Annotated in this window: 6 protein-coding genes and 2 pseudogenes; 5 read left to right on the top strand and 3 right to left on the bottom strand. The window is 69.9% G+C overall.

Translation table 11 applies throughout. The features are described from left to right. Window positions 1-34 precede the first annotated feature (34 nt). The 4 genes and pseudogenes from H305_RS0109820 to H305_RS45255 all read left to right on the top strand — a co-directional run bounded on the left by H305_RS0109820 (window position 35) and on the right by H305_RS45255 (window position 3,602). Window positions 35-949 carry a carbamate kinase gene (locus H305_RS0109820; RefSeq protein WP_028800231.1) on the top strand — a complete coding sequence of 305 codons (915 nt, stop codon included), beginning with the start codon at window positions 35-37 and terminating at the stop codon, window positions 947-949. Window positions 950-1,564: 615 nt separating this feature from the next. Then, a pseudogene (locus H305_RS0109825) lies at window positions 1,565-1,846 on the top strand (alcohol dehydrogenase catalytic domain-containing protein); the annotation flags it as partial. Window positions 1,847-1,857: 11 nt separating this feature from the next. Continuing rightward, complete coding sequence (locus H305_RS0109830; RefSeq protein ID WP_028800233.1) at window positions 1,858-2,730, top strand: universal stress protein; 873 nt, start codon at window positions 1,858-1,860, stop codon at window positions 2,728-2,730. Window positions 2,731-3,128: 398 nt separating this feature from the next. Next, complete coding sequence (locus H305_RS45255) at window positions 3,129-3,602, top strand: pyridoxamine 5'-phosphate oxidase family protein (RefSeq protein WP_051370485.1); 474 nt, start codon at window positions 3,129-3,131, stop codon at window positions 3,600-3,602. Window positions 3,603-3,802: 200 nt separating this feature from the next. Here H305_RS45255 and H305_RS0109840 read toward each other — a convergent pair whose 3' ends face one another. From H305_RS0109840 to ppdK, 3 genes are all read right to left on the bottom strand, one after another. Continuing rightward, window positions 3,803-4,498 carry an IMP cyclohydrolase gene (locus tag H305_RS0109840; RefSeq protein WP_028800234.1) on the bottom strand — a complete coding sequence of 232 codons (696 nt, stop codon included), beginning with the start codon at window positions 4,496-4,498 and terminating at the stop codon, window positions 3,803-3,805. Window positions 4,499-4,653: 155 nt separating this feature from the next. After that, the gene (locus H305_RS0109845; protein ID WP_324608092.1) at window positions 4,654-4,800 is read right to left on the bottom strand and encodes a hypothetical protein; all 147 of its coding nucleotides are present in this window, start codon (window positions 4,798-4,800) and stop codon (window positions 4,654-4,656) included. 337 nt (window positions 4,801-5,137) lie between these two features. Then, on the bottom strand, window positions 5,138-7,822 hold the full coding sequence (gene ppdK / locus H305_RS0109850; protein ID WP_028800236.1) for a pyruvate, phosphate dikinase: 2,685 nt from the start codon (window positions 7,820-7,822) through the stop codon (window positions 5,138-5,140). Window positions 7,823-8,153: 331 nt separating this feature from the next. On the opposite strand from ppdK, the pseudogene H305_RS0109855 reads away from it, so the two are divergent. Continuing rightward, window positions 8,154-8,503: pseudogene (locus H305_RS0109855) on the top strand (histidine kinase); the annotation flags it as partial.

Genomic DNA, 8,503 nt, shown 5'->3' on the forward strand with positions numbered 1-8,503 from the left:
GGCTGTGGGTGCGCAAGTCTGGAGGACCGTAGTCATGCGCATAGTCGTCGCCCTCGGCGGCAACGCCCTGCTGCACCGAGGCGAACGCCCCGAAGCCGCAGTACAGCTGGCCAACATCGATCGCGTTGCGACTGCCCTGGCCGCCCTTGCCCATGAACACGAGGTGGTCGTCACCCACGGCAATGGCCCCCAGATCGGCCTGCTCGCCGCGGAGAGTGTCGCCGACCCCGCCCTCAGCGCCCCCTACCCGCTGTATCTGCTCGGTGCCCAGACCCAGGGGATGATCGGTTCCCTGCTGGCCTGCACCCTGCACAACGCCCTGCCCAGCGTCCGCATCGCCACCCTCGTCACCCACACGCTCGTACGGGCCGGAGACCCCGCATTCGCACGGCCCACCAAGTTCGTCGGTCAGGTCTACCCCCGCGAAGTGGCTCGCTCCCTCGCCCGCAGACGCGGCTGGCACGTGGCGCAGGACACCACCGGCTGGCGTCGTGTGGTGCCCTCGCCGGCCCCGGAACGGATCCTGGAATCCGAAACAGTCCACGTCTTGCTGGACGGCGGGGCCCTCGTGATCTGCGCAGGCGGCGGGGGCGTGCCCGTCATCGCGGACCGCGTCACGGGGGCTTTGACGGCGATGGACGCCGTCGTCGACAAGGACTTCACGGCCGCGCTGCTCGCCGAGGATCTGAAGGCCGACTTCCTGCTGATTCTCACCGACGTGCCGTGCGTGTACGAGGACTTCGGCGCACCCGCGCAACGGCCCCTGCTGGACGCCACACCCGCCCAACTGCGCCGCATGAGCTTCCCGGACGGCTCCATGGGCCCCAAGGTCGAGGCCGTCGCCCGCTTCGTCGAACGGACCGGAGGACTGGCCGCCATAGGTTCTCTGGACGCGGCGCACGAGATCGTGCACGGCAGGTCGGGCACCCTGATCCGCCCGGATCTCTGAGCAGACCGAGGTGCCGGTACGGGAAGCGACCCGGCCCCGGCCCTCAGGCCGGGGCCGGAGAGCACACCGGTGCTGCCCGGCACGGCGTCCACGGCTGCGGACGGATCATCGCGGACTACCGGCGCGTCGCCCGGCGTGCCGTCCGCTTCCCGCGGACCCCCGAGTACGACGCCCGGATCGCCGGCGACCCCACATGTGGATCACCGAGTCCATCGGCGGTGTCGGCGCCGACGGCCGCACCCCGGACAGGCCCGCATCCGCCGGCACCTGGTCTGCCGGGAGGCGGAACGCACACAGCCGGTGCCGACCCTCAGGTACGTCGCCCAGCATGGTTGCGCAGGCCCAACAGGCCTTGCGAGCAGGGACGTTCAGCCATCACGGACACCGCCCGGGAAGCGGACCTCCACGCCGGGGGCCGCGGACTTCGGCCTCCGGCGAGGGGACGGCGGTGGACTGACGGCGGTGGACTGACCGCTCGGTCCAACGCGCCGCACTGTGCAGGGGCCGGTCGGCGCGGATGGGGACCAGTGGCCCCTGCACAACGAATCCGCCGGATTCGACGCTGGAATCGCATCGCCTCAGGCACGGCTGAACGCTCTTGAGGAGGAGAGATCCATGAAGGCAGCTGTCGTCCGAGCATTCGGTGAGCCACTTGTCCTCGAGGAACGCCCCGACCCGGAGCCCGGTCCCGGTCAGGTCCGCATCCGCGTGGAGGCATCCGCTCTGTGCCCCACGGACATCCATGCCGTGCCGAGCGACCGGCCGGTCAAGCCGAAGCCGCCGTTCGTGGCCGGGCACCGGGGCGTCGGTCCGGTGGAGGAACTCGGCGAGGGCGTCACCCACCTCCGCGTCGGCCGGCGTGTCGCTGTGCCGTGGCTGGGCGCGGCATGGGGGAGGTGGTGAGAACGATGAACCTTCCTGTCGTCGTCGGGGTGGACGGCTCCGAGCCCAGCCTGCGAGCGGTCGACTGGGCGGCCGACGAGGCCGCGTTGCGCGGGGCGCCGCTGCGGCTGGTGTACGCCTCCCTCTGGGAGCGCTATGAGGGGGACGCGCTAGCGGAAGACCTCGGCAAGGACTCCGGGCAGGTGATCGCCGAGGACATCGTGCAGGCCGCCGCACAGCGGGCCCGCCTGCGCCAGGCCGACGTCGAGGTCTCCACCGACGTCCTGCCCGAGGAACCCGAATACGCACTCGTGCGCACGGGACGGTCCGCCGCCGTGCTGGTGCTCGGCACCCGGGGCCGCAGCGGCATCGTCGAGATGCTGCTCGGCTCGGTCAGTCTGAGCGTCGCCGCGCGCGCTGACTGCCCGGTCATCGTGTTGCGTGGCAGCCACGACAACCAGGTCCGGGCAGGGAAGCACGGTCGGATCGTGGTGGGCGTCGGCGAGAAGGGCACGAGCTCCGCGGCACTGCGCTTCGCCGCCCAGGAGGCGGGACTGCGCGGCGCGACCTTGGACGTCGTGCGAGCCTGGCGATGCCCCGCGCACGAGACCACTGACCATCCCCTGCTCGCCGAGGAGCCCGCCCGACTGCACGAGCGGCGTGCGGCCGAGGTCCTCGACGAGGCGCTGAAGGACGTGCCGGCGGATGTGGAACTGAGCCGACGCACGGTGGAGGGCCCCACACGCAGGGTGCTCCTGGCTGCCTCGCGAGGTGCCGACCTGCTGGTGGTCGGTGCCCGGCGTGGCTCAGGACACCTCGGACTTCAGATGGGGCGAGTCGCTCATGGCGTGCTGCATCACGCGGCTTGCGCCGTCGCGGTCGTCCCCGAGCGGACGTGAGAGCGAGACGCGGCCCTTCGGTCTCCTTTCTCGTACGGAGCGGGCAGAGCTCGGCAGTTCGCCGGCCCGGGCCTGCCCCGTGCGCTCGTGCCCGATCCACCGGCAGGTGGCGGGACCGCCACCTGCCGGTGCCTCCACCCGACATGACGTGGCGTGCTACCTGCCCGTCACCGACCGCCTCTCGTCCCGGCGTGGCCGGGCACCAAGATGCCACGCCGAACGGGGGCCGACGTCCACGCCGGGACACGCACCGTACGCCGTCGCGGGTGCCGCATCGTGGTCTGAACAGGGACGTTCTCAGGAAGTGGGGGACCGATGGACCCTGGTTGCGGGCATCACCGGCGTTCCAGGGTGGACCCGTGGAGTACCGGGTTGTCGGGTGAGAGGCGATAAGGCACATGTATGCCAACGACGGTTTTCGTGAACTCGACCGGCACGAGTGCTTGGCGCTGCTGGTCAAGGCGCCTGTAGGGCGCATCGTTTACACGCGGCAAGCATTGCCCGCCGTCCTGCCGGTCAACTTCTGCCTGGCGCCGGACGGCGCGGTGCTGGTGCGTACGTCCGCCTCCTCGGACCTCGTCAGCGCGATCGACGGAACGGTGGTCGCTTTCGAGGTGGACGAGGTCGACCCAGCCACCCAGTCGGGCTGGAGCGTCGTGGTCACCGGGGGGGCCTCCGCGGTGACCGACCCCAGTGAGCACGCCCGGCTGCTGCGTAGCGGACCACGTTCCTGGGTGCCGGCACCGCAGGAGATCTTCGTGCGCATCGATCCCGAATTGGTCACAGGACGCGAACTCGTCGGCGGACGCACCCTGTACGGCCTGGATTCGGCCTCCTGGACTGCCGGAGCCGGGCGCCTCGGCACGGCATGAACGATTCGACCTCTGGACCGAACGGCCCCTGCATAAGGGGCCGTTCGGCGTCCAGTGGGGCCTCCCCGTGGACGATCACGTAATTCCCCAGGGGCTGTGGTCAGGTAATTCCCCAGCCCCTGGTCTGGGCCCTGCACTCTGTGATGATCTTGCTGAGCGGATTCTCCGATGCCGAGCCTTCGGGTTCCGCAGGAAGAACGTCAGACGCGTGTGCGAGAGGTTTGTCGGATGCTGGAATCCGCCAGCTCCCCGGGTGTGAAGACAGCGGCGGCAATGCGGAGATGAGGTGGCAGCGCCGACCACAGCTCGTCGAGGAGGTCGCCGCTGGTCTCGGCAGTAGTGCGGATCTCCGTGAACGGGGCGCTGGTGGCGACCTCCTGTCCGACCGATTGGTAGGTCGTCATGAGCACTCCCTCGCTGGGAGACAGGTCGCCGATATGCAGGGTGAGCCGGTTGGTGGCGGTGCGGTTTCCGGCGCTGTGTCGGGCGGCGCCGAACCAGGCTTGGCCGGCTTCGTTGTCCGCGATCACGGTCAGGCGGGGGGTGAAGATCGGCGGGTCGGGTTCGTAGTCCAGTCCGTCCAGGGCCAGGAGAGGCGCCTGTCCGGAGGCGAGTCGGTCGGCCACGGTGGAGACCTGCTCTCCGTTGCCGAAGACCAGCCAGTTTGGACCCTGACGGGCGGCGACGTAGTGCCGCAGGTGGTCGTGTTCGCGCGCATCGGAGGGCGCGACGATCAGTTCGCCTGCGGAGGTGCGGTGCAGGGTGCGGGCCTTGGAGGCGGGGCTGCGCCCGGTGAGGAAGTAGGCGCCGAGCGTGGTGCCGTCGCCGGTGGTGCACCACAGCACGCCGCGGCCAGGGTAGTCGTTGTCAGCCAGCACATTTTTCAGCAAGTCCACCGTGGTTGCGCCCCTTTGCATGATGGCTTCGCGTCGCGAAGTCGGCGGTGACATCCAAGCGGATCAAGATGCATCCAGCACGCCCGAGGTGGCCTGTTGCTCGAACTTGGCCCTGAGCAGGTGCCGTTCGGGGGCGACGGACTCGCGGTGGGTGATCACGTCCTGGCAGAGGGCCTGGAGGAAGTCGAGGTGTCCGAGTTCGCCTTTCTGGGCCTGGGCGAGACGGGCGTCGAGGTCTCGAGCAACCCGGACAGCCTGAGCGTCTTGAGCGAGTCGCGCAGGGCGGTGGTCATCACACTCATCGCACGGCCTCCTCGGCGTCACCGCGGTCCTGGTCGTCGTGCCGCACGCTTGACGACCTCTTCTTCGCGTCGTGCGTTCGGGGGAGCAACAGCCTCACGACTGTGCGCCGTTGACGGCCGAGACGGTCGCCTCGCCGGAAGCGGCGGACAGCTCCGCCACTCGTCGTTCGCGGGTGCTCGCCGAGAGAGCGCGACGACACAGCCGCCTTCGGCACATCGGCCGGCAGAGGTTGAGCGACGCGCGGTCGGGACCGAACCGTCCATGGACCGGCAGGTGGATGGCCGGGGCACAGCGGCGGAGCCGATCCGCTGGCCCCGGCGTCGATACCGGCTTCTCTCACCTGCTGTCACTGCGCTCCGTTTCGGGGAGAGCAGCACGCCCGGCCTCCAGGCGGGCGATCGGGACGCGGAACGGCGAGCACGAGACGTAGTCCAGTCCGGCGGTGTGGAAGAAGTGGACGGAGTCGGGATCCCCGCCGTGTTCGCCGCAGACGCCGATCTTCAGGCCGGGGCGTGCGGCGCGGCCTTCTGCGACCGCGATCTGAACGAGGCGGCCCACTCCCGCGATGTCGATCGTCTCGAACGGCGAGGTCGTGAAGATGCCCTTGTCGAGGTAGGCGGAGAAGAAGGCCGCCTCGACGTCGTCGCGGGAGAAGCCCCAGGTGGTCTGGGTGAGATCGTTGGTGCCGAAGGAGAAGAACTCCGCCTCCTGAGCGATCCGGCCGGCCGTGAGCGCGGCACGGGGCAGCTCGATCATGGTTCCGACGGGGCAGTGCACGGTGATGCCGGACTCCTTGGAGACCTCTGTCAGGACCCGTTCCACCTCCGTGCGCTCGATGCGCAGTTCCTCCACTGCGCCGACCAGGGGCACCATGATCTCGGCCTTGGGGGAACCCCCGGCCCTCGTGCGCTCCACGACCGCCTCGGCGATCGCACGCACTTGCATGGCGACCAGCCCCGGGACGACCAGCCCCAGACGGACACCACGCAATCCGAGCATGGGGTTCTCTTCGTGCATGCGGTTGACGGCGTCGAGCAGTTCGGCATCGTGCGGATCGGACGCGGTGCCTTGCGCCTCGGCGGTGGCGACGCGCACGGCGAGGTCGGTGCGATCGGGCAGGAACTCGTGCAGAGGTGGATCTATGAGCCGGATCGTGACAGGCAGTCCGTCCATCGCCTGGAGAATTCCGGTGAAGTCCTGCCGCTGGAGCGGCAGGAGGGCGCGCAGCGCCTCTTCGCGCTCGGCCTCGTTCCGGGCGAGGATCATCGCCTCGACCAGTTTGCGGCGCTCGCCGAGGAACATGTGCTCGGTGCGGCACAACCCGACGCCCTGTGCACCGAAGCGCCGGGCCCGGGCGGCATCTTCGGGAGTGTCGGCGTTCGCGCGTACCTCCAGCCGTCGGACGTCGTCCGCCTTCTCCATGGCGCGGGCCACGGCGTCCACCAGCCCCGCCGACCGCGTGCCTGTCTCGAAGTACCGCATCACCGCGGAGTCGACCATCGGAGCCGCGCCCAGATAGACGGTGCCGTCGGAGCCGTCGACGGATATGACCGTGCCTTCCTCGATGATGGTGTCGCCGACGGTGAATCGGTGTGCACCTGCTTCGAGGGCGAGTTCTTCGGCCCCGCACACGCAGACCTTGCCCATCCCGCGGGCGACCACGGCCGCGTGGCTGGTCTTGCCGCCGCGGCTGGTCAGCACCGCCTGTGCGGCTACCATGCCCGGCAGATCATCCGGGGTGGTCTCCTGGCGGACGAGAATGACGTGTTCGCCCGCGTCGGCCCGGCGGACGGCCTCGGCCGAGTCGAACACCACCGCTCCCACGGCCGCGCCCGGTGAGGCCGGGAGACCATGGACCAGCGCCTCGCCGACGGCTGAGGTGTCGAACCGCGGGAACATCAGGCGGGCGAGGCCGTGTCCACTGACACGGGCCAGGCCCTCGTCGGGGGTGATCAGATCCTCGTCGGTCAGCTCGGCGGCGATGGTGAACGCGGCCTCTGCGGTCCGTTTGCCCACGCGGGTCTGGAGCATCCACAACCGGCCACGCTCGATGGTGAACTCGATGTCGCACAGATCCCGGTAGTGGGCCTCCAACGCCCGCAGATGGTCGCACAGGCGTGCGTACGAGGTCGTGTCCAGCTCCTTCAAGGCGGTCAGCGGGACGGTGTTGCGAATGCCGGCGACGACGTCCTCGCCCTGCGCGTTGGCCAGGTAGTCACCGTACAGACCGGGCCGTCCCGTGGCCGGGTCACGGGTGAAGGCGACGCCGCTGCCGGAGTCGGGGCCGAGATTCCCGAAGACCATGGTCTGTACGGTCACCGCGGTGCCCAGGGCGTCGGAGATGTGTTCGCGGCGGCGGTAGAGCCGGGCGCGCTCGCTTCTCCAGGACTCGAAGACCGCGTTCACCGCACGGTGCAGCTGTTCCTCGGGGGACTGCGGGAAGTGCTCGCCGGCCTCTCGGCGTACGAGGTCTTTGTACGCTTCGACGAGCTCGGCCAGGTCCGTGGCGTTCAGGTCCAGGTCGTTCGCCACGCCGCGAGAACGTTTGAGGTCGGACATGACGCCTTCGAACAGGGACCCGTCGAGGCCCATGACGGTGCCGCCGAACATCTGTATCAGGCGGCGGTACGAGTCCCAGGCGAATCGTTGGTCGCCGGAGGCCTTCGCCAGACCGAGGACGCAGGCGTCGTTGAGCCCGATGTCGAGGATCGTCTCCATCATGCCGGGCATGGAGAAGCGGCCACCGGAGCGGACGGACAGCAGCAGCGGGTCGTCCGGTCGGCCGAGCCGGCGCCCCGCTGCTCGCTCCAACGCGCTCAGGTGCTGGGAGATCTCACGGCCGAGACCTGGCGGCTCGACGCCAGTGGCGAGGAAGGCCCGGCAGGCCTCGGTCGTCACGGTGAACCCCGGCGGGACCGGCAGGCCCAGCCGGGTCATTTCGGCCAGGTTCGCGCCCTTGCCTCCGAGCAGGTCGGCCATGTCACGGCCGCCATCCGCGAAGTCGTAAACGTAACGGACCATGACAGCGGTCTCCTCGGTCTGTCTGCAGGCTCGGTACAACTCCAGCGTCGGACCCTCCGGGTCCGAATGGGCAGGTGCCGTCGGTCCTGTCGATTGGGCCGGTCGGTCCAGGCACACCGTGTGTTCCGCCCGGGCGTCGGGAAGGTCGCGTGGAGCGGGGGAGAGTGCCGGCCGCTCTGGAGAGCGCTCCGGCATCGCGGCTGCCGGAAGCAAGAGATGACGAAGCGGGGCCCGGGGAACTCGGCCTACTGCCTTCCAGTGTCCACCACTACGGTGGCACACGAGCGGACCGGTGGGTGTCCATGCTCAGAGGGGACCTGGAGGAGTGCAGGTGGGAAGCTCCGAAGAGGCCCGACAGGCCCGCGTACGGCTGCCTCGGCTGAGGCTGGCGAACTGCTGGGGGAGTTGCAGGCACGGCTGGACGCGGCCCGTGGGACGCGCGACCGGGTGCACAGTCTCCTGGAGGCGGTGCTCGCGGTGGGGCGGGAGCTGGATCTGGAGCAGGCGCTGCACAGCGTCGTCGAGGCCGCGGCGGCGCTCGTGGACGCCGAGTACGCGGCGCTCGGTGTCATCGGCCCCGACGGCAGGAGGCTGTCGGCCTTCCACACGGTCGGCGTCAGCGACGAGCAGATCGCCCGGATCGGCGCGTATCCGGAGGGGCACGGCATCCTGGGCGAGCTG

Origin of the sequence: Streptomyces sp. 142MFCol3.1 (assembly GCF_000424945.1) — a bacterium.
In the GTDB taxonomy this organism is placed as follows: Bacteria; Actinomycetota; Actinomycetes; order Streptomycetales; family Streptomycetaceae; genus Streptomyces; species Streptomyces siamensis.

Bases quoted from the DNA above. Each gene is read 5' to 3' on its own strand.
- H305_RS0109820 (WP_028800231.1), top strand. From the start codon at position 35: ATGCGCATAGTCGTCGCCCTCGGCGGCAACGCCCTGCTGCACCGAGGC.
- H305_RS0109830 (WP_028800233.1), top strand. From the start codon at position 1,858: ATGAACCTTCCTGTCGTCGTCGGGGTGGACGGCTCCGAGCCCAGCCTG.
- H305_RS45255 (WP_051370485.1), top strand. From the start codon at position 3,129: ATGTATGCCAACGACGGTTTTCGTGAACTCGACCGGCACGAGTGCTTG.
- H305_RS0109845 (WP_324608092.1), bottom strand. From the start codon at position 4,800: ATGAGTGTGATGACCACCGCCCTGCGCGACTCGCTCAAGACGCTCAGG.
- ppdK (WP_028800236.1), bottom strand. From the start codon at position 7,822: ATGGTCCGTTACGTTTACGACTTCGCGGATGGCGGCCGTGACATGGCC.